Source organism: Microcystis sp. MC19 (assembly GCF_003019735.1).
GTDB lineage: Bacteria > Cyanobacteriota > Cyanobacteriia > Cyanobacteriales > Microcystaceae > Microcystis.
On the sequence record NZ_CP020664.1, the window covers coordinates 295,229 to 318,350 of the forward strand.

The window sequence follows — 23,122 nt, forward strand, 5'->3', positions numbered from 1 at the left end:
GGTCTAGAGAACAGCCCCGGCGCACAGCCGGCTATTGTCGATTAGGAGACCCATGCTTTTACTACTTTCTACCATCGACATCACCTCCTGTATCCCTGAACGGATTAATTATTGAATTTATCTGCAATCAGCTTAACGCAGCTGTTCGGAAAAAATCAAGGCCGGCAGCTAAAAATTTTTTCGGCAGGCCCAGATTAGCCCCAAAATGTAGGTGGAGATAGGAAGCGTGCAGATTCTTACCTTGCCACCCTTCGGCATTGATAGCACTTTTTGGGAATGCTTGCAGTTGATAAACCGGTGCGTCGCTCACCCCGCTCAATTGGGAGCGATGGAATTCATGGCCGCGCACTGGTTGACCCGGTTTGAGCAGGATCGTCTCCTGTTGGGCGATGGCTTGCCGATAACCTAGGGTTAACTTCGGGGACATTATAGCAGATTGGGGGATTATTTGCAACATATAATGGTTTTTTTGCTCAAAATCAATTATTTTGTCACATAAATACATTAATCCGCCACATTCGGCGTAGGTGGGCATTCCCGATGCGATCGCTTTTCTCACCTGGGTTAAGATAGGGGTGTTAGCGGCTAATTCCGGGGCAAAGATTTCGGGAAAACCGCCTCCAAAGTACAACCCTTGCAGGTTTTCGGGCAAATTTGCCCCTTGCAAGGGACTCCAAAAGATTAATTCCGCGCCTAAATTGGCTAAAATATCGAGATTATCGGGATAATAAAAGTTAAAAGCCTTATCTCTGGCAATACCGATACGGATAGGGGGAAAAAGCTTATTTGATTCTGTGGGACTTTTCGGGTTCTCTTGGGGAGAAATAGTCAGTAAAGGCAAGAGAATGTCCCAATTAAAGCAGTTTTGGGCAATAGAAGCCAGTTGATCTTGCAGTTCCCTGATTTCTCCTAGTTCATCCCTGGGAACTAATCCTAGGTGGCGATCAGGAATTGTCAGGGAATCTTGACGACGCAAAACCCCGACAATCGGCATATTGATGGATTCTAGGGCGGTTTGCAGTAATTGCAGGTGGCGATCGCTGCCAACCCGATTGAGGATAACTCCGGCTAGATGGAGATTTTTATCTAAAGATTGATAACCGCGGACAATAGCGGCGACAGAGGTAGATAAACGGCTGCAATCGATAACTAACAACAGAGGAAGCCCTAAAATACGGGCAATATGGGCGGTACTGGCATAGTCGGGAAATTGAGTATCGCTTAATTGAATACCATCAAATAACCCCATTACCCCTTCAATCAGAGCATAATCGACATTTTGACAGTGTTGGGCAAAACAGGTTTTTACATAGTCTTCAGAAGTTAAAACCGGATCGAGATTGCGACAGGGGCGACCGGTAAAATGAGTATGGAACATGGGATCGATATAATCGGGCCCGACTTTAAAAGATTGCACTCGATCGCCACGACTGATTAAATAGGCCAAGATTGCCAGAGTAATCGTCGTTTTACCGACTCCGCTTCTTTCTCCTGCGATGATCATTATTAGTTGTTTTTTTTCGAGATCGAGCTAGACTTAATTAACCTGTTAAGTAGTTGGACAAAAGTAAAGTTAACTGTGGGGTAAGGAGTCAGGAGTCAGGAGTCAGTAAGAATTGCGGCAATTTACATTTCTTAAGATAGACAACATAATTTATGTCCGACTACTTACACAATCAATTCTAGAGCTTGCCAACGGCTAATAGAGTTAATTTTGGCCACTAACTGGTTCCCGTGTCAATCGACTTTTTTTATTAGCGGTGAAATCAATTTGACGACGTTTATGATCTTTGGCATCATCTCTAGACGACCGGCTATTATTCCGGCGTTCCGACGTTCCCCAAAACCAGAGACTTCCTACCCCACCATTAAGATAACAGCTAGATTAGCTGACCAATTTTGTTTAGCTGTTAACTTTTGTAAAAAAAACATCGTCTGTATCCTATTGTACAGATAGACTAAAAATATCTAGAAAAAGCAGTTAGATCGGCAAGAGGGAAAAGGTAAAAACCCTGACTGGGAGATGAGGGTTAAATACGCAAATAAGCCTCAATTACCGCTCTAAAGTTGGCTTTACCGACAGCAAAAGACCAGATTAATCAGGCAAATATCGTCAAATAAACTAATCAATATAGCTTCTTAGGTGTCTGGGAGTGAAAAAGACAGAAAACGAGGGTTTTCTAGTTTCTATAACTGCACTAATCAGAGACCTAGAACTTAGCTCTAAACCGACAACTAAATTATCAGGAGAATTGGGGTTATGCCGACTCTACAAACGCTGACCAATGATAGTATCTCTTGTCCCTTGCCCGATCGCGTGGAGAATGTCAATTTCTACTACGAATTAGAAAATCAAATTCATCCCACCTACGGCCTCGAAAACCTAGGCATGAAAAATCTCGGTCGCGTTTATCGCAATCTTTCCGTACCGCAATTAGTCGAACAGGCGATCAAACGTCATGAGGGCGTTTTAGCAGATAATGGGGCTTTAGTGGTGGAAACGGGCAAATATACCGGTCGTTCCCCCAAAGATAAATTCATTGTCAAAGAAGCCACCAGCGAAGAGGAAATCGACTGGAATCAGCATAACGCCCCGATTAGCGAGGAAAAATTCCAGCAGTTATACCGAAAAGTCCTCGCCTATGTGCAGGGAAAAGACCTATATGTCTTCGATGGTTACGTCGGGTCCGATCCTAATTATCGCTTTGGCGTGCGCGTCGTCACCGAAATCGCCTATCATAATCTTTTTGCCCATCAGTTATTCCTCCGGCCCAGTGCGATCGAACTAGCCGCCCATCACACCGATTTTACCGTGATTGCCCTGCCGGGGTTACAGGCAGATCCCGAGGATGACGGACTGAACAGCGAAGCCTTTATCGTCCTCAACCTGGCAAAAAAAATCGTTCTCATCGGTGGCACTCGCTACGCTGGCGAAATCAAAAAATCCGTCTTCTCGATGATGAACTACCTGATGACCAAACAAGGGGTTTTACCGATGCACGGTGCCGCTAACATGGATAAACACGGTCATACAGCCCTCTTTTTCGGTCTCTCCGGTACGGGTAAAACCACCCTTTCCGCCGATCCTAAACGCAGCCTCATCGGTGACGATGAACACGGTTGGTCAGAGGACGGCATTTTTAACTTTGAAGGCGGTTGTTACGCTAAAACCATCCGTTTAAGTGCCGAATACGAACCGCAAATCTGGGCGGCGATTCGGTTTGGCACTATTCTCGAAAACGTGATCCTTTCCCCCGATAATCGCCTTCCCGACTATGATGATGGTCGTTTGACCGAAAACACCCGCGCCGCCTATCCCCTGCGTTATATCCCTAATTGTGCCGTATCCGGCATGGGAACCCACCCAAAAACGATTATCTTCTTAACTGCCGATGCTTTTGGGGTACTGCCACCAATCGCCAAATTAACCACGAACCAGGCGATGTATCATTTCCTCTCCGGTTATACTAGCAAATTAGCGGGAACGGAACGGGGAATCACCGCCCCACAGGTGACTTTTTCCAGTTGTTTCGGTCAATGTTTCTTCCCTCTGTCACCCCTCGTCTATGCCCAAATGTTAGGGCAACGTTTAGAACAACACCCCGAAACCTCCGTTTATCTGATTAATACCGGTTGGTCTGGCGGTCCCTACGGAGTCGGCGATCGCATTTCGATCAAACACACCCGCGCTATGGTTTCCGCCGCTTTAAATGGGGATTTAGAGGAAGTGGTTTTCCATCCTCATCCCATCTTTCAGGTTCTCGTCCCCGAAATTGTCCCAGGAGTTCCCAAAAAAATCCTCGACCCGCGACAAGCATGGCAAGATGGCGAATCCTACGACCTACAGGCCCGAGAATTGGCCCATCGTTTTGTGGAAAATTTCCGTCAATTTACCACTGCCTCCCAAGAAATAATTGCAGCCGGTCCAATTTGGGAATAACAGCATCAAGGAATCGGTTTTAACGAAGGCAGTATTCAGGAGTCAGGAGTCAGTATTCAGGAGTCAGGAGTCAGTATTCAGTTATCAGCTTCTGAAGGCAAGAGGCAACAGGCAAGAGGCAAAAGACAGAATCTGACAATTCTCCTACCTAAAAAGAAGGTTAGAAACTAAGCACATCAAAGCTTTTAGCTTAACCAATTAGGTCTTAGATTCGGACCTTGTTGTCAGATGTGAGTTTTCAGTTCACTGTTTACTGTTTACTGAAAAAAGGTTCCCCACTTCCCCACTTCCCCACTTCCCCCTCTCCAGCGCTCTCTACACCCTTCTATTGCCCATGGCTTGTCCGGCGAGATAACCAGTGGTCCAAGCGCTTTGAAAATTAAATCCCCCCGTGACTGCATCGATATCTAGTACCTCCCCGGCAAAATATAACCCCGGACAGATTTTACTTTCCATAGTTTTAAAATCCACTTCCTGAAGATTCACTCCCCCAGAGGTGACAAATTCCTCCTTAAACACCCCTTTTCCTTTGATTTGATATTCCCCTTGCTGTAATTCAATCATTAATCGATTGAGAGTATTTTTAGATAATTCGGCCCAGGGAGTTTCCGAGTTAACAGTCAAGTAACTTAATAAACTCTGCCAAAGACGCTTAGGTAACTGCTCAAAGGGACAATAATTAAAAAGTTTTCTTTTGGGATATTCACTTTTAGTTTGTAAGATAATTTCTCGCAATTTTTCAGGATGATAATCCCCTAACCAATTAATTATTAAAGGCATTCGGTAATGCTGCTCGTGAAGCACCCGCGCTCCCCAAGCAGAAAGTTTTAAAATAGCCGGGCCACTAACTCCCCAATGGGTAATTAACAAAGGTCCGATTTGTTCTAATTTACTTCCCCCAAGACGAACTCGCACTTTATCCACAGTAACCCCTAACAAATCTTGCAGACGAGGATCTGCAATTTGAAAGGTAAATAAAGAAGGGACAGGAGAGACTAGAGAATGACCTAAATCTTGAGCGGTGCGATAACCAAAATGACTACTTCCCGTAGCAATTAAAAGCTTATCTGCCCTAATTTGCTCATCTCTTTTTAATTCAATTAAAAAACTTTCTTCCTGTTTTTTTACCGATTTAACTGGGGAATTTAGCCTTAAATCAACCCCGGCAAAAGTCGCACTTTCCCGCAGACAATTAACAATAGTTTCAGAATTATCGGTGCTGGGAAACATTCGTCCATCCGCTTCTGTTTTTAGTTTTACCCCCCGCAATTCAAACCATTTAATAGTATCTTGGGGTTGAAACCGACTAAAAGCTCCCCGTAGTGCTTTGCCACCGCGAGGATAATAATTAACCAATTGGGAAACATCAAAACAATGATGGGTGACATTACAGCGTCCCCCTCCCGAAATCCGCACTTTCGCCAGAGGTTCTTTGGCAGCTTCTAGGATAGTAACGCCAGCTTTGGGGTTAGATTCTGCCGCTTTAATTGCGCCAAAAAATCCCGCTGCCCCGCCACCAATTACGACTATTTGAGTCATATATCAAGGAAAAAGTTAAGTTTAAACCGCCAAAAATCGCTGAATGACTTCTTGACTTAATTCACTTGTGAAACCGGAAGCAACAATTCCCCCTTTCTGCATGGCGTAATATCGATCAGCTTGGCGGACAAAATGCAGGTGTTGTTCTACTAATAAAACGGCGATTCCTTTGCTGGCAACAATGCGCCGTACCGCCGCTTCAATTTCGAGGATAATTGACGGTTGAATTCCTTCCGTGGGTTCATCTAAAATTAATAATTTTGGTTCCCCCACTAAGGCGCGAGCGATGGCTAATTGCTGTTGTTGTCCACCGCTTAAATCTCCTCCCATCCGCGATAACATGGTTTTTAAAACGGGAAATAAATCAAAGATTTCTTCGGGAATTGTGGCATTTTTTCTTTTTGTGGGTAAAGCTTCCAAACCGAGAATTAAATTCTCTTTTACCGTTAAACGGGGAATAATATCCCTACCCTGCGGCACATAACCCAGTCCTAATCTGGCTCTTTGATCTGAGGTTTTATTAATCAGGTTTTGTTGCTCATAATTAATTGCTCCCGCTCGCGGTTTGAGAATCCCCATCAAGGTTTTTAATAGGGTAGTTTTACCCACGCCATTACGTCCGATTAAACAGACCATTTCTCCCGCATTAATGTTAAGATCAACATCTCTTAAAATATGACTTTCTCCGTAGTAAACATTGAGATCAGATATGTGTAACATTGTCAACCCTTTTTAACTAATTTTAATCATTTTACTCATTTTACTCTTTATTCTTCCGAGGAACCTAGATAAACTTCAATAACTTTCGGATCATTTTGAATTTGCTCCATATTCCCCTCACAGAGAACAGTTCCTTGGTGTAAAACCGTGACTTTGCGGGCAATTTGCCGGACAAATTCCATATCGTGTTCAATGACAATAATTGAATGACTTTCCGCTAGATTTAACAACAAATTACCCACGTTTTCCGTTTCCTCATCGGTTAATCCTGCTACGGGTTCATCTACTAGCAGTAAATCTGGTGACTGGGCTACTAATTGACCAATTTCTAAGCGTTGTTTTTCGCCGTGGGACAGTAAAGAAGCGGGTAAATCAGCTTTAGCAGTTAACCCGATAGTTTCCAATAAACCAATAACTTTTCTGCTATCTTCTAGCGGAGGACGACCGAAAAGAGTTGAGAAAACATTTTTATTACGGTTGCTAACTAAATCGAGATTTTCTCGGACAGTTAGATTTAAATATACCCTAGGAGTTTGGAATTTGCGACCAATACCTAAACGAGCGATCGCAAATTCGGGAATTTTGCGGAGATCTCGACCTTTAAATAATACCCGTCCGATGGTGGGTTGCACTTTCCCCGTAATCACATCTAAAAAAGTGGTTTTTCCCGCACCATTGGGACCGATAATCACCCGCAATTCTCCCGTATCCATACTGAAATTAAGATTATTGAGAGCTTTAAAACCCCCAAAACTAACGGTAAGATTCTCGATTTCTAAGATTTTTCCAGTCATAATTTCTAAGAGGGAATTGGTAATTATGAATTATGAATTATGAATTGGGGAGCAGGGTGTAGGGTGTAGGGTGTGGGAAGAATAAATAAAAATAATCTCCTGACTCCTGACGACCCACTCCTGACGACCCACTCCTGACTCGGAGAATACTAACAGAATAAGGTCACTTATGCTCTAATTCTTCTCTTTCCAATTGCACTTCCGGAGCTTCCTCAATACTAGGATAGGTGATTAAAGTTTTGCGGAAACCAAAATGAGTCAGCAAACGTTTAATTCCACCGAGAAGACCATCGGGAAGCACTGTCACCACAATTAGGAATAGGGCCCCTTGGAAAAATACCCAGACTTCCGGAAATTGTTCGCTTAAAAAAGTTTGGGCCATGCGTACTAATAAAGTACCGACAACTGCCCCCACAAGGGTAGCACGTCCCCCCACAGCCACCCAAATCACCATTTCAATGGAAAAAGCCACATCCATAGAGTTAGGGGTGATAATTCCCGTTTGCACGGTATAAAGAGCGCCGGCAACACCAGCAATCGCCCCAGAAATGGCAAAAACTAACACCTTAAACCAAGTAGGATCATAACCGGAAAAACGGACACGCACCTCATCATCGCGAATGGCGACTAACAAGCGCCCAAATCTACCAGTAGTTAACCAACGACAGAGGAGATAAATAGCCAGTAAACAGACAATTGTGAGTAAATAAAAGGCCACTTGAACGGCATCGGAACCCACCAGCAACCCGAAAATTGTTTGGGTATCGGTTTTTAAGCCATTAGTGCCGTTAATTAACTTTTGTTGACCGTTAAAAAAGTTAAAAAATACCAGTAAAGCCGCTTGGGTCAAAATCGAGAAATAAACCCCTTTAATGCGATTGCGGAAGATTAAATAACCTAATAATCCCGCCATGATCGCCGGTACGATAATTAGGGCTATAATTGTCAAAGGTAGGGAATAAAAAGGTTGCCAAACAAAAGGTAATTCTGTCACCCCGTAGAGAGTAAAAAATTCGGGCAGTTGTCCCGGTGGTAACTGAAGATTTAGGTACATGGCCAAAGCGTAACCACCGAGGGCAAAAAAGATGCCATGACCGAGACTTAATAAACCCGTATAACCCCAGATTAAATCTATGCCCAAAGCGACAATAGCCAGGGAAAGAAATCGCCCCAATAAACGCAAACGGAAAGCCGACAAAGCTAAGGGCAGTAACACCGCAAAGATGACCACTAAACCAACAATAACAGCGATTTCCGTGATTAACTTTTTCTTTTCCCGTTGTCGGGATTCGTTTCTAGTGATGGTTTCGGTAATCATAATCTATAACTCGGCAGTACGTCCTTTAGGAGGGAAAATTCCCGCAGGTTTGAATTGCAAGAAAGCAATAATTAAAGCAAAAATCATCACTTTTGCCATGCTAGTGGTGGAGAAAAAGGTGAAGAAATCCGTTAGGGGTTTTAGTGCTTCTACGGAACCAAAAATCAGGGCAAAAGTTCCCGAACCAATTAAATAATTAGCCACACCAATCGCCATAGCCGCGATAATAGTTCCCAGGAGATTACCAACTCCCCCCACCACCACCACCATGAAGGTATCAACAATATAATTTTGTCCCACGTTTGGACCGACGGAACCCAAGAAACTAATCGCACAACCGGCAACTCCAGCTAATCCCGAACCGAGGGCAAAAGTCAAAGCATCCACTTGATTTGTCGGAATGCCTAAACAGGCACTCATCTGGCGATTTTGGGTGACGGCACGAATGCGTAAACCCCAAGAAGATTTATTTAAAAACCAATAAGTCCCTAACAAACAAAGGGCAGTTAAAATGATAATAAATAGACGGGTGTAGGGCATTTGAAACCCGGGTAAAGGTAAACCTCCCCGTAACCAAGCAGGAGCCGTGACATCGACGTTTCTGGCACTAAACCAGGGTCGAGCGAGAACCGGATTAAAAGATAAAAGATAGCCTAATAATCCAGCGATAGCTAGGGATAAAGGCAGGGTGATACCAATAGTTAAATTGCGAATTCTCTCCCAATCTAGGCGACGACTTAACACCGTCATCGCCCCAAAAAATAACAGACAGAAAACTATTAAACTAATTACTAATAAGCCGTTGACACTTCTGACAAATTGCTGCAGAATTAAGCTGACTCCCCAAGTGGCCAGCAGCGTTTCTAGGGGTCTGCCGTAGAGGAACCTAATCACCCCCCTTTCTAATAATAATCCCGCCAATCCCGACACTAAAAAAGCGATCGGTAGGGCGAATAAAACATAAGTATCAAAGAGGGGAGAACCGAAACCTTTAAAGATATTCTGCACCACAAAAGTAGTATAAGCCCCTAACATCATTAACTCACCGTGAGCGAGATTAATCACCCCCATCAGTCCGAAAACAATCGCTAGTCCTAAAGCGGCCAGCAATAGCACAGAACCGATGCTAATACCATTAAACAATCCTTCCAATAATGCTGACACTTTTCTTTATTCCTGTGCATTTTTAAGCTTTAAAAAGTGGGGTGAACAGTAATGCCCACCTCACTCTCGTTACTGTCTGGAAAAATTCCTAAAACTAGGATTTTTCCATTTTGAATTTACCGCCCTTGGCCGGATCCGTCCAGTCACAGGCAAAGCCCTTAGTTTCGGGGACAAATTGGTTCCAAGGTTGCGGATCCACTACCCCCGGAGTTGACCAAACGATGTCAAATAGACCATCATCTCTCACCTGACCAATGCGGACGGTTTTGGAGATATGATGATTGGGGAACATTTCCACCGGTCCTTCGGGAGCATCGAATTTTTGTCCCACGGCCGCGGCGCGAACTTTGTCGAGATCATCGGCGGTTGCCGCTTGTTCCACCGCTTGCTTCCAGAGATAGACCATGATGTAGGCCGCCTCCATCGGGTCGTTAGTGACGCGCTCCTGACCGAATTTAGCTCGAAAAGCCTCAACAAATTTTTTGTTAGCGGGGGTATCTACGGTTTGGAAATAGTTCCAACAAGCGTACTGACCGAGGAGATATTCCTTACCGATTTGTTTAACTTCTTCCTCAGCAACACTCACCGACATGACCGGATATTTATCGGGAGTTAAACCGGCCGCTTGCAGTTGTTTGAAGAAAGCCACGTTACTGTCACCGTTGAGGGTGTTGAAAATAACGCCACCATCGGGTAAAGCTTGCTTAATTTTGGTGATAATCGGGGTAACTTCCGTGTTACCTAGGGGTAGGTAGTCTTCGCCTACGGTTTCGCCGCCTTTCGCCTTTAACTGCTCTTTAATAATCGTGTTGGCGGTGCGGGGAAAAACGTAGTCGGAACCGACGAGGAAGAATTTTTTCCCTTTGTTTTCTAGTAACCAAGTGACTGCCGGCTCGATCTGTTGGTTAGGTGCAGCCCCAGTGTAGAAGATATTTCTAGAACACTCTTGACCCTCGTACTGGACAGGATACCAGAGCATATGGTTTTTGGCTTCAAACACGGGTAAAACCGCCTTACGACTGGCGGAAGTCCAACAACCGAAGACAGTCGCAACTTTGTCCTGATCGATCAGTTTGGTGGCTTTTTCGGCAAAAGTTGGCCAATCGGAAGCGCCATCTTCTACCACTGCCTCGATCTGTTTACCAAGAACACCGCCGGCGGCATTGATTTCCTCGATCGCCAGTTTTTCCGCATCAACTACGCTGGTTTCACTGATGGCCATGGTGCCACTGAGGGAGTGCAGAATACCCACCTTAATTGTCTCTCCAGAAGCCGGGGCGGGACTAGCAGCTGGGCTAGGACTAGCCGTGGGGGTTTGGCTTTGATTGCCACCGCAAGCTTTTAACAGAATACTGGTTCCCAGAGCGGCAGAACCGTACAGGAGAAATCTACGTCGTCCTAAATTTGACATAATGATCTTGAACTAACCTCGCTGACAATATTAGCTACTTCACACGGATGTTTTTGCTGAGGAGATTTTCGGGAATCTTTCTACAAATATCTGTGTGATATTACGGCTAGGTTAGCAGATTTTTTGTAATTTTCGCTACTTTTTGGATGTTTTTTGTAATTTTCGCTACTTTTTCAGGAAAAATTAATTATTTTTCTGGAATTTGCCTCAGTTTTTTAGCTATCAGGAGTCGGGAGACAGGAGGCAGGAGATAGGAGACAGGAGATTATTTCTATTTATTCTTCCGACACCCCACACCCCACACCCCACACCCCACACCCTGCCCCCACCGAAAAGCTTTTTGCCGCAAACCCAATTATCAATCCGAATCTGGCCAAAGCAGCCGGACAGCAAGCAGCGCAAAACCAATGGCCGCTATCGCTTTTAATATCTTAGCGGGGAATAACTGCGCCATACTGCCCCCCGCAAGGACTCCTAAGAAACTGGTGCAGATTAAGGCGGTAATTGAGCCAAAAAAGACAGCTTTAGGTGATTTGGAACTGCCACCGAGAGCGATCGCTACTAATTGACTTTTATCGCCGATTTCTGCTAAAAAAACCGTGATAAATGTCAGTCCGAATAATTGCCAATTCATAAATTAGACCTCTGGTAAAAATTAAAAATTGTCGTGGTTGGTTAGGAGTCAGTAGCCAGTAGTCAGGAGTCAGGAGAATTAGGAATGAAAAATAATCAATTAAATGCTCTATTTAGAGATTTTATGCAACTTAATCCTTATTTTTGACGTTTTTGGACTACCAAAAATCAATTATGCAAGACATTTATTTTAGAGATTGGGGTGACGGGGAGGTGGGGAAGTGGGGAAGTGGGGAAGTGGGGAAGTGGGGGAATGTCAACTAAAACCCTAAAACCCCAACACCCTATCACCCCAAAACCCTATCACCCTATCACCCTGTCTCCTGAATACTGATCACTGATGGCTTAGAGAATATCGCTGATGAGTAAACCAGTGATCAAAAGGAGAAGAATAGCGACACCGATATCTAAAGTTTTCGGGGAAAGACGTCGAGCAATCCAATAACCGATCAGGACACCGAGGAGACTGGTAGCGATTAAAGCGCTGGCTGCCCCGGCAAAAACCACCCAGGGGGATTGGGATTCGGCACTGATCAAAAGGGTGGCTAATTGGGTTTTATCGCCGATTTCAGCAAAAAATATGGTTAGGAAGGTGGAACTAAACACCGTCCAAAAACTCCAAGAAGGTGGCTGATCTGGCTTTTTTTCGGTTGAGGCGCTCGATTTGCTATCAGTCATCGGCTAAGGAAATAATTTTCATAGTTTTTTCATTTTAGCCCGACCGGTTTTCTGGCGATAGTTTCTGCTGTTGATTACGCTGTCTCCTTCCCCCAATAGTTAAAAAACCCTAGTCGATCGAGGTAGAGTTTCCATCCTAGAGTTTAATAACTATTAGACTAGGACGAGCGCAAATTGCTTGGAGGTATAGCCCCTATGGTAGAAAACAGAGATTATACTCTGATTATTGACAAAAGTGGCAGTATGTCCACTGCTGATAAACCCAGCGAGAAAACCCGTTGGCAAATTGCCCAAGAATCCACCCTCGCCTTGGCTAGAAAGTGCGAGGAAATCGATCCGGACGGCATCACTATCTATCTTTTTTCTGGACGTTTCCGACGCTATGATAATGTTACTTCCGATAAGGTGACACAAATTTATCAAGAAAATGAACCCATGGGGAGGACAGACCTAGCCGCTGTTCTCCAAGATGCCCTCAATAATTATTTTCAGCGCAAAACTGCTGGCAAAACTAAACCCAACGGAGAAACTATTCTGGTGATCACCGACGGAGAACCAGATGATCGCAAAGCGGTAATGCGTCAAATTATCGAAGCTTCTCGAAAACTCGATCGGGATGAAGAATTAGCCATTTCTCTGATTCAAGTGGGCCATGATCGACAAGCGACAGAATTTCTCAAAGCTTTAGACGATCAGCTAGAATCGGCAGGGGCCAAATTCGATATCGTTGACACGATTACTATCGATGATATGGAAGATATGACCCTAGCGGAAGTTCTTCTCAACGCCATTACCGATTAATTGCTGCTGGAGTAGGGGTGATATCTCTCCACCCCTACTCCAGGAGGATTTAACTGCTAGTCAGGGCAACAAATTTATCTTTTTCCTCATCGGATAATTGCTCCGATTGTCCGGTGATTTGTTTGTAGATTTTGAGATATTCCAAAGCGGATTTATACCAACTAAAATCCTGAGTCATGGCCCGTTGTTGTAGTTTTTGCCAATCCTGTTTATAACGGAAACTTTCCCAAGTCCGGATCATACAGGTAAACAGGTCTAAAGGTTCATAGCGATCGAAACTAAATCCTGTTCCTTTTTGCTGAATCGGGTCGTGAAAAGATACCGTATCGACTAAACCACCGGTGCGGCGTACCATGGGAATACAACCGTAACGCATGGCCATTAATTGGGAAATGCCGCAGGGTTCAAAACGGGAAGGCATTAACAAAGCATCGGCCCCCCCATAGATGCGACGAGAAAGAGCATCACTATAGAGAAGATGCAGGGACATTCGCCCCCGGAAACGGGAAGTCATCTCCCACAGTTGGGTTTCATAATAGCGATCGCCTGTACCCAAAATAATCAATTGAGCATCGGTATAGGTGAGAAAGCGATCTAAAATTTGCATCACTAGATCAATACCTTTTTGTTCCACCAAACGCGTCACCATCCCCATGACAAAGGCATTTCTGCTGACCTGTAGCCCCACTTCTTCTTGCAGGGCAATTTTATTGGCCAGACGTTTTTCGATGGTTTCTGGGGTAAAATTCTGCTTAAGATAAACATCTTTAGCCGGGTTATACACCTCCGTATCGATGCCGTTGACAATCCCCACCAGATTGCCGGAAATATAGGACAATAATCCCTCTAAATTTTCGCCATAAATGGGGGTCTGTATTTGACGGGCATAGGTGGGAGAGACAGTCGTGACGCGATTGGCAAATTGAACCGCCGCGGCCATGGTATTATCGCCCTGCATATACCAAGGACACCAAGTCATTTTTTCTAACGCCTCCCGCCAAGGCCCCTGGTAGGCGAGATTATGGATCGTAAAAACGGTGCTAATATCGGGGTCTTGGTGCATCCAGACGGGAATCATGCCCGTATGCCAATCATGACAGTGAATAACTTGCGGTTTCCAGTAGTTCCAAGCGAATTCCGCCGCACCATTCGCAAAAAGGGTAAATCTCCAGGCCTCATCTTCGCCTCCGTAGATATTGCGTCCAGAGAAAGCCAGATGACCAAAGAGGTAGAGGGGAATATCCGTATCGGGTAAAACCGTTTCATAGACTAAAAAATCCTGAAACATGGCGAATCCTGACCAAATAGGTTCGGAAGGGATGTCCATTTTTTCCTGGAGAAAACCGTAGTAGGGCAGAAAAATCCGCACGTCATGACCTAGCTGACGCAAGACTTTCGGTAATGCCCCAATTACGTCTCCCATTCCCCCAACTTTGGCAATTGGGGCGGCCTCGGCACCCACAAATAGAATTCGCATACTCTTCCCGCTTCACTTCACGACGACAAGAAATTTTAACAGATAAAACCCCCCCTAGCAGGATTTGCCAGCCGGTTATTATCGGATTAGCCTAGATTTTTCTTTCACCAACCAGAGAGCCAACGAGGGGCATAATTAGCTTTTTTGGAGATTATTAAGTTTTTTTAACCTTTTTTTGCCGCCTTTTTATTAGGTTTTAGCTGCTCGGCACCGGCCCTGTCTGCTATTGTCAATTTAACCGACATTTCGCCTATCTTCATATACTTTTATATATCTTTACATTCCCCAAACTGTTTTGACGAAAAACCTTCACTGTAGAAACTACTATTGAGAACATTTTCAATAATTGGTTTTTTCTGAGAAAAAAAATGACAATTCTTCACTTGAATAAAAATCAATTATTGTCGCTATATTCCTTACTGGCAAAGGATTGTAGGCTGTTAAGAAGTGCGGAAAGTGGCCCTTAAGGTACATTTCAATCAATCCGATTATTAGGGATGAGTGACGGGCAATTGTTCGCTTCATTGCCGCAATACAACTTCCCCACCCCCTAGGTCTCCGGGTGGGGACTGATGCGGGAGCGTTCACCCTAATTTCGGTAAACCCATACTATAGTTCTGCACTCTGGCGTTGAGATTATAGCTAATTTCGCCTTTTTGCAGGAGAGAACGGATAAAATGTTCCAAATCTGAACCGATGCGACGGAGATTATATTCGCTCAGTTCTTCCCCATTGTACGATTCTACCAATTCATCAAACTTACTATAAACCTTATTGAGAGCCACTTCTTCCCAATTAAATTCATTATCAGGATCCACATCAAGAGTCAAGACATTATTACTCTCGATTAATTGATTATTTTTTACTTCAGCCGTATAAATGCGAATATGACGGGTCGTAGATTTTAACAGCATGGAATCTTCAGGGTAAGTTAGACGCTATGTCTAAGATTTTGCCATGATTTGCGGCAATGGGGAATTGGGAATTATGAATTATGAATTATGAATTATGAATTATGAATTATGAAGTGGGGAAGTGGGGAAGTGGGGAAGTGGGGAAGTGGGGAAGTGGGGAAGTGGGGAAGTGGGGAAGTGGGGAAGTGGGGAAGTGGGGAAGTGGGGAAGTGGGGAAGTGGGGAAGTGGGGAAGTGGGGAAGTGGGGAAGTGGGGAAGTGGGGAAGTTGTCTCATCACCCCAAAACCCTATCACCCTATCATCCCAAAACCCTATCACCCCAAAACCCCATCACCCTATCACCCTATCTCCTGTCTCCCGAATAATGTTTACGGAGCGACCGGAAACGTGATACTATGATAGATTGCAGTGTTTAAGCAGAGATCACGAGTCCTATGGCCTTAACCCAGACCAAAAAACAAGAACTAATCAGCCAATATCAGGCCCACGAAACCGATACAGGATCATCGGAGTTACAGGTAGCTTTCCTAACCGAGAGAATCAACCAACTGACCGAACACCTGAAAGCTAACCCGAAAGACCATGCTTCTCGCCGGGGATTACTCCAGATGATCGGTCGTCGTCGGGGACTGTTAACCTATATTCAGAAGAAAGATCAACAACGTTATCAAACCCTGATCGGTCGTCTCGGAATTCGCCGTTAAGCTTACCCCCCTTGCATCCCTACCATGGCCTCTGAATCGAAATCGACGGAGAAAAAAGAGCGTCTTCCCTTTGAGCCGCGCCAAAATAAGCGAAAAACCCCGAAAATTGCCCCTAGTCCCGTGCCACCGCCGATAAAGACTCGCTCCGAGGAAACCAGCTTAAAGGCAATTCCCCAAGCGGTCAGTCAACGGATGGCCAAACGGATGGCGGTATTTTGTGGCATTCCGACAGTATTGGGGATAACTTCCTTTTTTGGCTTCTACTGGATTATTAGCCACAATCTTCTCGAAATCCCTTCCTACGTCGCCATGCTCGTCAGTTTAAGCCTATTTGGTCTAGGTTTTATCGGTCTGAGTTATGGCATCTTCTCCGCTTCTTGGGACGAGGATCGGGTGGGGGATTGGCTAGGATGGCAAGAATTTCAAGCTAATTTTGGCAGAACGATCGCTGCTTGGCGGTCCGGCAAAAAAGAAGTGGAAGAAAAATAGATAACCTCTAGAAATCGTCAACAATAGAGATTAAAGGAAAAAATAAAGGGTTAATGCCATGATTATTGTCATGAAAGTTGGTTCCCCGGAAATTGAAATAGAGCGCGTCAGTGCCGAATTCGAGGCATGGGGATTAAGTCCTGAAAAAATCGTCGGTAAGCATAAAGTTGTCATCGGTTTAGTCGGAGAAACCAGGGAATTAGACCCCCTACAAATCCAAGAATTAAGCCCTTGGATCGAAACCGTCCTGCGAGTCGAACAACCCTTCAAACGCGCCTCTTTAGAATACCGTCACGGGGAATACAGCGAGGTTTTAGTCCCCACTCCTAACGGTGTTATCCCCATCGGCAGAAATCATCCCGTTAGCATTGTCGCCGGCCCCTGTTCGGTGGAAAATGAGGCGATGATCGTGGAAACTGCCAAACGAGTGGCAGCAGCCGGAGCGCAATTCCTCCGGGGTGGTGCCTACAAACCCCGCACTTCTCCCTATGCTTTCCAAGGTCACGGGGAAAGCGCTTTAGAATTACTAGCGGCGGCTAGAGATGCCAGTGGTTTGGGTATTATCACGGAAGTAATGGACGCGGCGGATCTCGATAAGATTGTCGAAATAGCCGATGTGGTGCAAGTGGGGGCCCGCAATATGCAGAATTTTTCCCTCTTGAAAAAAGTTGGGGCGCAACCGAAACCAGTCCTACTCAAGCGCGGCATGGCGGCCACTATTGAAGATTGGTTGATGGCGGCAGAATATATCCTCGCGGCAGGAAATAGCAATGTTATTCTCTGCGAACGCGGTATCCGCACCTTTGACAGTAAATATACTCGCAATACCCTAGATTTATCCTGTATTCCCGTTTTAAGAACTTTAACTCACCTGCCGATCATGATCGATCCTAGCCACGGTACGGGTAAATGGGAATATGTACCGACCATGGCCATGGCTTCCCTGGCAGCTGGGGCCGATTCCTTGATGATCGAGGTACATCCTAACCCAGCCAAGGCCCTATCCGATGGGCCGCAATCCTTGACCCCCGACAGGTTCGACCAGTTAACGCGGGAGTTAGCGGTCATCGGTAAGACGATCGAGCGTTGGCCCCAGGTTCCAGCACTGGTTTAATAAGATAATAAGGGGGTGAATCAACCCCCTTTTTTGGGCATAAATTTCGCTTTTCGGGGCAGTTATGGTGACAGTTCCTCTGGAGTTAAATACTGGGCCAATTAGGGGCGAAAAACGGGTAGTTTTTAATCATCTCAGTTGGTTATCCTATCGGCAAATTTTTCAGGCCCTAGGGGAAAATAATCGCGCCCATTTATTTTATGATCGTGGCACTTTAGAGATTACTATGCCCCTAGAAGAACACGAGTTTTATCGAGAGTTAATCGGACGTTTTATCTATTTTTTGGTGTCCGAATTGGGTTTAAAAATTAAAAGTCTGGGTTCCACAACTCTAGCTAGGGAAGATTTAGAGCGAGGAGCAGAACCTGACAATGCCTACTATATTCAAAATCAAGCCAAAGTGCTAGGGAAAAGGATTAATTTAACTGAAGATCCGCCCCCAGATTTAGTAGTGGAAGTGGATATTACCCACACGGATATTAATAAATTAGCACTTTATGCCCGTTTGGGAGTGCCGGAATTATGGCGTTTTAATGGACAAATCTGGCGCATTTATCGGTTAGAAAAGGGGGTTTATCAGGAAGAAGAATTTAGTCCGACTTTTCCCCTAGTTCCCAAAACTAAACTCTATGAATTTTTAGCCACTGCTCAAGAGGATGAAGTTAAAGCAGAAAAGAATTTAAGAGCATGGGTTGTCAGTCAACTAGCTGAGAGTTGAGGTAATTATGGTGACAGTTCCTCTGGAGTTAAATACTGAGCAAATTAGGGGCGAAAAACGGGTATTTTTTAATCATCTCAGTTGGTTATCCTATCAGCAAATTTTACAGTCCCTAGGGGAAAATAATCGCGCCCATTTATTTTATGATCGTGGTACTTTAGAGATTACTATGCCCCTAGAAGAACACGAGTTTTACCGAGAATTAATCGGATTATTTATTCGGATTTTGGTGGTAGAATTGGGTTTAAAAATTAAAAGTCTGGGTTCCACAACTCTAGCTAGGGAAGATTTAGAACGGGGGGCAGAACCTGACAATGCTTACTATATTCAAAATCAAGCTAAAGTGCTAGGAAAAAGGATTAATTTAACTGAAGATCCGCCCCCAGATTTAGTGGTGGAAGTGGATATAACCCACACGGATATTAATAAATTAGAACTTTATGCCCGTTTGGGAGTGCCGGAATTATGGCGTTTTAATGGACAAATCTGGCGCATTTATCGGTTAGAAAAGGGGGTTTATCAGGAAGGAGAATTTAGTCCCACTTTTCCCCTAGTTCCGAAAACTAAACTCTATGAATTTTTAGCCACTGCTCAAGAGGATGAAGTTCAAGCAGAAAAGAATTTAAGAGCATGGGTTGTCAGTCAAATAGCTAAAAATAATTAACTAGGGTTTGCTGAAAAAGTTTGTTGGTGGGGTTAGGAGCCAGTCGTCAGGAGTCAGGAGACAGGAGAATTAAGAATGAGTAATAATCAATTAAATGGTTTATTTAGGGTTGGCTGAATAAATGTGAAATGTAGGCAAGGTAAGGGTTTTGTGGCTCTTCTCTTGAAACAGGTGCCAGATTTTGAGAGAATCGTCCTTCAAAACCTTGCGTCTTCATCGGCCCGCGTCCTGTAGGGGCGAAGCATTCGGGCAATAACCTATCGGTGAAACTGGAGATTTTCTATCCGAATGCTTCGCCCGTACTTTTTCAGCAAGCCCTATTTAGAGATTTTCTGCCAGTTAATCTGGCTCTCCCCTACTTGTGGTCATAAGAAAAAGTTATGAAAAAGTCAGAGATCCAAATTTTCCTAGCTCACGCTAGTGAGGACAAACCAGCAGTTTTGGCACTGCATGAGCGCCTTAAGCAAGCGGGATATAAACCTTGGTTGGATAAAAAAGACCTGATTCCGGGCCAGAACTGGCGTTCAGTCATCCCCAAGGCGATCGCAGATAGTCAACTGTTCATCGCTTGTCTCTCCCAACGCTCGATTGCTAAACAAGGATTCGTGCAGCGGGAATTTAAAATGGCCCTCAATCAATATGCTGACAGACCGCCGAATTCAATCTATCTCATTCCGCTGAGATTGGATGAATGCGATATCCCCGACCTGCGACAGGAGGAGTATGGGTTGAACCTGCGAGACCTCCACTGGCTTGATTATTGGGAAGAAGACGGATTTGAGCAACTAGAAAGAGCAATTACCCATCAGTTCAATCCTGAACCGGAAGAGCCAAAAAAACCCGTAATCGTTCCAGAAGAACCAAAACAACCGATAATCGTTCCAGAAGAGCCAAAAAAACCCGTAATCGTCACTCCACCGTTATCAGTATTTAACTTTGAGATCGTGGGAGTAAATGCTAAGGGTGAGCAAATCAAAAAAGAGTCGAAACAGTCCCAATATTTCAGGGAAGATTTGGGCAACGACATCACCTTAGAAATGGTTGCCATCCCCAGTGGCACATTCACGATGGGTTCACCAGCAAATGAGAAATATAGTTTTGATGATGAACGCCCTCAACATGAGGTTAACGTCCCCCCCTTTTTTATGGGTAAATATCCCATCACTCAGGCTCAGTGGAAAGCGATCGCCTCCCGTACCGACTTAAAAGTTGAAAAAGACCTTGATCTCAACTCAGCCTATTTTAAAGACCGCCCCAATAGCGATCGCCGTCCCGTGGAACAAGTCAACTGGTACGATGCGATCGAGTTCTGTGCGAGATTATCAAAACTAACGGTTCGGGAATACCGACTACCCAGTGAAGCGGAATGGGAGTACGCCTGTCGTGCTGGAACCACCACCCCATTTTACTTTGGGGAAACCATTACGGGGGAATTGGCTAACTACAATGCCAGTAATACCTACGCCGATGAACCGAACGGAGAATATCGAAACGAAACAACTCGCGTGGGACAATTTCCCCCAAACGCTTTCGGACTGTACGATATGCACGGCAATGTCTGGGAGTGGTGCGCCGATACTTGGCACAATAATTATGACGGTGCGCCGACGGATGGCAGTGTCTGGATAGAAAATGGTAATGATAATCCTTCTCCTCGGCGGGGCGGTTCCTGGGGCAGCATTCCTCTTAACTGCCGTTCTGCTTCCCGCGTCAACATCGACCGCCGCTTCCGCTACTTCAGTCTCGGTTTTCGGGTAGTCTGCGTATTCGGGAGAACTCTCTAACCCTTTTTCCTTTTTCCCCTTTTACCCTCATTCCCTATTTTTTCTTTTTTCTTTTCTTTCCCGCCCTTAGGCGGGTCGATTTTGTAGGGGCGAGCTCGACCCATTTGGTCGATTTTTGCTTAACAATTGTTAAGGATTGTTAAGATGCGCTTACCCTGCACTTTTCCCCTAGTTCCCCAAACTAAACTCTATAAATTTTTAGCCACTGCTAAAGAGGATGAAGTTAAAGCAGAAAAGAATTTAAGAGCATGGTGTCAACAGACTTTTAAAAATTAGGTGGGCATTGCCCACCCTAATCTTAGGATGGCGGTTTGTAGGTAGAAGCAACGGATAATTCTTTTAATTGCTTCGCTGCCACTGTTGAAGGTGCAGAAGTGAGTAAACAACTAGCTTGCTGGGTTTTCGGGAAAGCAATCACATCGCGAATTGATTCTTCCCCCGCTAACAACATCACCAAGCGATCTAAACCGTAGGCGATGCCACCGTGGGGAGGGGTTCCGTATTCAAAAGCTTCTAACAAAAAGCCGAATTTATTATAGGCTTCCTCTGGGGATAGACCGATGGTGGCGAAGACTTTTTCCTGTACTTCCCGTTGATAGATCCGCAAACTGCCGCCACCGATTTCAATACCATTAAAAATCATATCGTAGGCTAGGGCGCGAGCGTGGGCTAGATCGTCTAAATCTTCGGGATTAGGGGCAGTAAAGGGGTGATGCAATGCTTCTAGGCGTTTTTCCTCGGCGTTGTATTCAAACATCGGGAAATCCGTCACCCAGAGGAGGTTGATTTTCTCCGGATCAATTAATCCCAATTGTTCCCCTAAAACTAAGCGTAGGCGGGATAGGGATTTATTGACTGTATCGGTATCTCCTGCCCCAAATAAGAGCAGATGCCCCGGTTTTGCGCCAGTCTTCTCGATTAAAGCCTGTTTTTGTGCCTCTGTTAGGTTATCTTTAATCGCACCAATGGTATCAAAATCGTAGTCCTCGCGCACGCGGATGTAGGCGATTCCCTTCGCCCCCGCATCGGTGGCTTCTTTGAATAAATCCCCACCCGGTTTGATTCTGACGTTGGAAATCGCCTCGTTACCGTTGGGAATCGGTAAAACTTTCACCGTCCCACCACTAGCGATCGCACCTGAAAACACCTTAAATCCCGAATCGGCAAAAATCTCCGCCACATTGACCAATTCCAAGCCAAAACGGGTATCAGGGCGATCGACCCCATAGCGATCCATAGCCTCAGAATATGTTAAACGGGGCAGGGGCAGGCTTATATCGATATTTTTGACTTTTTTGAAGATATGAGCGATTAAAGCCTCATTGAGGGCTAAAATCTCGCTTAAGGAGAGAAAACTCATCTCCATATCCAACTGAGTAAATTCCGGTTGACGATCGGCACGCAGATCTTCATCGCGGAAACAGCGAGCGATTTGATAGTAGCGATCCATTCCCGACACCATTAATAATTGCTTAAATAGTTGCGGTGATTGGGGTAAAGCGTACCATTGGCCAGGGTTGACACGGGAAGGAACCAGATAATCCCGCGCCCCTTCGGGAGTCGATCGAGTTAAAATTGGTGTTTCCACTTCGATAAAATGCTGTTCATCTTCGAGAAAACGGCGCATTTCCTTGACAACTTGGTGACGTAGTTGTAAATTATGACTCATACGCTCCCGGCGTAGGTCTAGATAACGGTATCGCAAGCGCACATCTTCCCGGACCGATTCACTTTCGGAACTGGAGACGACAAAAGGCAGTTGTTTAGTAACCCCGTTGAGAATCTCGATGCTAGTGGCGTAAATTTCGATTTCTCCGGTGGCAATGCGCGGGTTAAGGGATTCGGGCGGCCGTTGACTGACTGTTCCCGTCACCTTGATGACATACTCGTTTCTGACGGTTTCAGCGATGGGGTAGGAAGCGGGGGTTCGTTGGGGATCGCTGACGATCTGGACAATACCACTGCGATCCCGTAGATCAATAAAAATAACGCCACCGTGATCGCGACGGCGATCGACCCAACCGAAGAGGGTGACACTTTTTTCAATTTCGATCGCGCTAAGGTCGCCACAGTAGTGAGTTCGCATAGTCTAACTAGAGAATTACTTATATTACGAATGTAGTATAGAAAGGATGTGGCCAGAAAAAAATCAGACGGCCTTGTTCATTATGCCGGTATTTTGTCGCTCTTGTCCCCTTGTTTAGGGTATTTTTATGGTTTCCTCGTCCTTAGCTATTAGCTTTTGGCAGATCGGCTATAA

General features: G+C 45.0%; 22 protein-coding genes. 10 read left to right on the top strand and 12 right to left on the bottom strand.

From position 1 onward, the window contains the following. Window positions 1-127: 127 nt before the first annotated feature. On the bottom strand, window positions 128-1,504 hold the full coding sequence (locus B5D77_RS01475) for a cobyrinate a,c-diamide synthase (RefSeq protein ID WP_106908141.1): 1,377 nt from the start codon (window positions 1,502-1,504) through the stop codon (window positions 128-130). Window positions 1,505-2,260: 756 nt separating this feature from the next. On the opposite strand from B5D77_RS01475, the gene pckA reads away from it, so the two are divergent. Then, complete coding sequence (gene pckA, locus B5D77_RS01480) at window positions 2,261-3,940, top strand: phosphoenolpyruvate carboxykinase (ATP) (RefSeq protein WP_008201466.1); 1,680 nt, start codon at window positions 2,261-2,263, stop codon at window positions 3,938-3,940. 315 nt (window positions 3,941-4,255) lie between these two features. Here pckA and B5D77_RS01485 read toward each other — a convergent pair whose 3' ends face one another. From B5D77_RS01485 to B5D77_RS01525, 8 genes are all read right to left on the bottom strand, one after another. After that, the gene (locus B5D77_RS01485; protein ID WP_008201464.1) at window positions 4,256-5,479 is read right to left on the bottom strand and encodes an NAD(P)/FAD-dependent oxidoreductase; all 1,224 of its coding nucleotides are present in this window, start codon (window positions 5,477-5,479) and stop codon (window positions 4,256-4,258) included. Between the two features lie 21 nt (window positions 5,480-5,500). Further along, window positions 5,501-6,199, bottom strand: coding sequence for an urea ABC transporter ATP-binding subunit UrtE (urtE, locus tag B5D77_RS01490; protein WP_008201463.1), 699 nt, complete (start codon window positions 6,197-6,199; stop codon window positions 5,501-5,503). A gap of 47 nt (window positions 6,200-6,246) precedes the next feature. Then, window positions 6,247-6,993: an urea ABC transporter ATP-binding protein UrtD gene (gene urtD / locus B5D77_RS01495; protein ID WP_002777291.1), complete on the bottom strand. Its 747-nt coding sequence runs from the start codon at window positions 6,991-6,993 to the stop codon at window positions 6,247-6,249. A gap of 163 nt (window positions 6,994-7,156) precedes the next feature. After that, window positions 7,157-8,311 (bottom strand): urea ABC transporter permease subunit UrtC, encoded by a 1,155-nt coding sequence (gene urtC / locus B5D77_RS01500; RefSeq protein ID WP_106908142.1) that lies wholly within the window; start codon window positions 8,309-8,311, stop codon window positions 7,157-7,159. Window positions 8,312-8,314: 3 nt separating this feature from the next. Then, a complete protein-coding gene (urtB, locus tag B5D77_RS01505; protein ID WP_106908143.1) occupies window positions 8,315-9,475 on the bottom strand; it encodes an urea ABC transporter permease subunit UrtB in 1,161 nt (386 codons plus the stop codon). A gap of 94 nt (window positions 9,476-9,569) precedes the next feature. Next, window positions 9,570-10,886, bottom strand: coding sequence for an urea ABC transporter substrate-binding protein (gene urtA / locus B5D77_RS01510; protein WP_008201455.1), 1,317 nt, complete (start codon window positions 10,884-10,886; stop codon window positions 9,570-9,572). A 358-nt stretch (window positions 10,887-11,244) separates the two neighbouring features. Then, window positions 11,245-11,520 carry a TMEM165/GDT1 family protein gene (locus B5D77_RS01520; protein WP_002732425.1) on the bottom strand — a complete coding sequence of 92 codons (276 nt, stop codon included), beginning with the start codon at window positions 11,518-11,520 and terminating at the stop codon, window positions 11,245-11,247. A 344-nt stretch (window positions 11,521-11,864) separates the two neighbouring features. Continuing rightward, window positions 11,865-12,197, bottom strand: a complete 333-nt coding sequence (locus B5D77_RS01525) for a TMEM165/GDT1 family protein (protein ID WP_008201452.1) — start codon at window positions 12,195-12,197, stop codon at window positions 11,865-11,867. Between the two features lie 195 nt (window positions 12,198-12,392). Here B5D77_RS01525 and B5D77_RS01530 point away from each other — a divergent pair, with 195 nt between their 5' ends. Then, the gene (locus B5D77_RS01530) at window positions 12,393-12,998 is read left to right on the top strand and encodes a VWA domain-containing protein (RefSeq protein WP_008201450.1); all 606 of its coding nucleotides are present in this window, start codon (window positions 12,393-12,395) and stop codon (window positions 12,996-12,998) included. Window positions 12,999-13,047: 49 nt separating this feature from the next. On the opposite strand, the gene glgA is transcribed toward B5D77_RS01530, so the two are convergent. Further along, the gene (glgA, locus tag B5D77_RS01535; protein ID WP_008201448.1) at window positions 13,048-14,475 is read right to left on the bottom strand and encodes a glycogen synthase GlgA; all 1,428 of its coding nucleotides are present in this window, start codon (window positions 14,473-14,475) and stop codon (window positions 13,048-13,050) included. A gap of 584 nt (window positions 14,476-15,059) precedes the next feature. Then, entirely contained in the window at window positions 15,060-15,389 is a 330-nt protein-coding gene (locus B5D77_RS01540; protein ID WP_002738864.1) for an NAD(P)H-quinone oxidoreductase subunit M, read from the bottom strand. A gap of 101 nt (window positions 15,390-15,490) precedes the next feature. On the opposite strand from B5D77_RS01540, the gene B5D77_RS25625 reads away from it, so the two are divergent. The 8 genes from B5D77_RS25625 (at window position 15,491) to B5D77_RS27600 (ending at window position 21,138) form a co-directional block, all read left to right on the top strand. Beyond that, entirely contained in the window at window positions 15,491-15,754 is a 264-nt protein-coding gene (locus B5D77_RS25625; RefSeq protein ID WP_159036928.1) for an isopentenyl pyrophosphate isomerase, read from the top strand. Window positions 15,755-15,823: 69 nt separating this feature from the next. Then, a complete protein-coding gene (rpsO, locus tag B5D77_RS01555) occupies window positions 15,824-16,093 on the top strand; it encodes a 30S ribosomal protein S15 (protein WP_002738807.1) in 270 nt (89 codons plus the stop codon). A 24-nt stretch (window positions 16,094-16,117) separates the two neighbouring features. Beyond that, entirely contained in the window at window positions 16,118-16,582 is a 465-nt protein-coding gene (locus tag B5D77_RS01560) for a PAM68 family protein (protein ID WP_008201436.1), read from the top strand. A 58-nt stretch (window positions 16,583-16,640) separates the two neighbouring features. Then, window positions 16,641-17,696: a 3-deoxy-7-phosphoheptulonate synthase gene (gene aroF, locus B5D77_RS01565; protein ID WP_106908145.1), complete on the top strand. Its 1,056-nt coding sequence runs from the start codon at window positions 16,641-16,643 to the stop codon at window positions 17,694-17,696. A 64-nt stretch (window positions 17,697-17,760) separates the two neighbouring features. Beyond that, window positions 17,761-18,414 carry a Uma2 family endonuclease gene (locus tag B5D77_RS01570; RefSeq protein ID WP_106908146.1) on the top strand — a complete coding sequence of 218 codons (654 nt, stop codon included), beginning with the start codon at window positions 17,761-17,763 and terminating at the stop codon, window positions 18,412-18,414. A 7-nt stretch (window positions 18,415-18,421) separates the two neighbouring features. Beyond that, on the top strand, window positions 18,422-19,078 hold the full coding sequence (locus tag B5D77_RS01575; RefSeq protein ID WP_106908147.1) for a Uma2 family endonuclease: 657 nt from the start codon (window positions 18,422-18,424) through the stop codon (window positions 19,076-19,078). Between the two features lie 380 nt (window positions 19,079-19,458). Beyond that, window positions 19,459-20,862 (top strand): SUMF1/EgtB/PvdO family nonheme iron enzyme, encoded by a 1,404-nt coding sequence (locus B5D77_RS01580; protein WP_106908148.1) that lies wholly within the window; start codon window positions 19,459-19,461, stop codon window positions 20,860-20,862. 144 nt (window positions 20,863-21,006) lie between these two features. Further along, window positions 21,007-21,138, top strand: a complete 132-nt coding sequence (locus B5D77_RS27600) for a hypothetical protein (RefSeq protein WP_256386903.1) — start codon at window positions 21,007-21,009, stop codon at window positions 21,136-21,138. 22 nt (window positions 21,139-21,160) lie between these two features. On the opposite strand, the gene aspS is transcribed toward B5D77_RS27600, so the two are convergent. After that, on the bottom strand, window positions 21,161-22,948 hold the full coding sequence (aspS, locus tag B5D77_RS01590; protein WP_106908149.1) for an aspartate--tRNA ligase: 1,788 nt from the start codon (window positions 22,946-22,948) through the stop codon (window positions 21,161-21,163). Window positions 22,949-23,122 lie beyond the last annotated feature (174 nt).

Bases quoted from the DNA above. Each gene is read 5' to 3' on its own strand.
- B5D77_RS01475 (WP_106908141.1), bottom strand. From the start codon at position 1,504: ATGATCATCGCAGGAGAAAGAAGCGGAGTCGGTAAAACGACGATTACT.
- pckA (WP_008201466.1), top strand. From the start codon at position 2,261: ATGCCGACTCTACAAACGCTGACCAATGATAGTATCTCTTGTCCCTTG.
- B5D77_RS01485 (WP_008201464.1), bottom strand. From the start codon at position 5,479: ATGACTCAAATAGTCGTAATTGGTGGCGGGGCAGCGGGATTTTTTGGC.
- urtE (WP_008201463.1), bottom strand. From the start codon at position 6,199: ATGTTACACATATCTGATCTCAATGTTTACTACGGAGAAAGTCATATT.
- urtD (WP_002777291.1), bottom strand. From the start codon at position 6,993: ATGACTGGAAAAATCTTAGAAATCGAGAATCTTACCGTTAGTTTTGGG.
- urtC (WP_106908142.1), bottom strand. From the start codon at position 8,311: ATGATTACCGAAACCATCACTAGAAACGAATCCCGACAACGGGAAAAG.
- urtA (WP_008201455.1), bottom strand. From the start codon at position 10,886: ATGTCAAATTTAGGACGACGTAGATTTCTCCTGTACGGTTCTGCCGCT.
- B5D77_RS01520 (WP_002732425.1), bottom strand. From the start codon at position 11,520: ATGAATTGGCAATTATTCGGACTGACATTTATCACGGTTTTTTTAGCA.
- B5D77_RS01525 (WP_008201452.1), bottom strand. From the start codon at position 12,197: ATGACTGATAGCAAATCGAGCGCCTCAACCGAAAAAAAGCCAGATCAG.
- B5D77_RS01530 (WP_008201450.1), top strand. From the start codon at position 12,393: ATGGTAGAAAACAGAGATTATACTCTGATTATTGACAAAAGTGGCAGT.
- glgA (WP_008201448.1), bottom strand. From the start codon at position 14,475: ATGCGAATTCTATTTGTGGGTGCCGAGGCCGCCCCAATTGCCAAAGTT.
- B5D77_RS01540 (WP_002738864.1), bottom strand. From the start codon at position 15,389: ATGCTGTTAAAATCTACGACCCGTCATATTCGCATTTATACGGCTGAA.
- B5D77_RS25625 (WP_159036928.1), top strand. From the start codon at position 15,491: ATGAATTATGAAGTGGGGAAGTGGGGAAGTGGGGAAGTGGGGAAGTGG.
- rpsO (WP_002738807.1), top strand. From the start codon at position 15,824: ATGGCCTTAACCCAGACCAAAAAACAAGAACTAATCAGCCAATATCAG.
- B5D77_RS01560 (WP_008201436.1), top strand. From the start codon at position 16,118: ATGGCCTCTGAATCGAAATCGACGGAGAAAAAAGAGCGTCTTCCCTTT.
- aroF (WP_106908145.1), top strand. From the start codon at position 16,641: ATGATTATTGTCATGAAAGTTGGTTCCCCGGAAATTGAAATAGAGCGC.
- B5D77_RS01570 (WP_106908146.1), top strand. From the start codon at position 17,761: ATGGTGACAGTTCCTCTGGAGTTAAATACTGGGCCAATTAGGGGCGAA.
- B5D77_RS01575 (WP_106908147.1), top strand. From the start codon at position 18,422: ATGGTGACAGTTCCTCTGGAGTTAAATACTGAGCAAATTAGGGGCGAA.
- B5D77_RS01580 (WP_106908148.1), top strand. From the start codon at position 19,459: ATGAAAAAGTCAGAGATCCAAATTTTCCTAGCTCACGCTAGTGAGGAC.
- B5D77_RS27600 (WP_256386903.1), top strand. From the start codon at position 21,007: ATGCGCTTACCCTGCACTTTTCCCCTAGTTCCCCAAACTAAACTCTAT.
- aspS (WP_106908149.1), bottom strand. From the start codon at position 22,948: ATGCGAACTCACTACTGTGGCGACCTTAGCGCGATCGAAATTGAAAAA.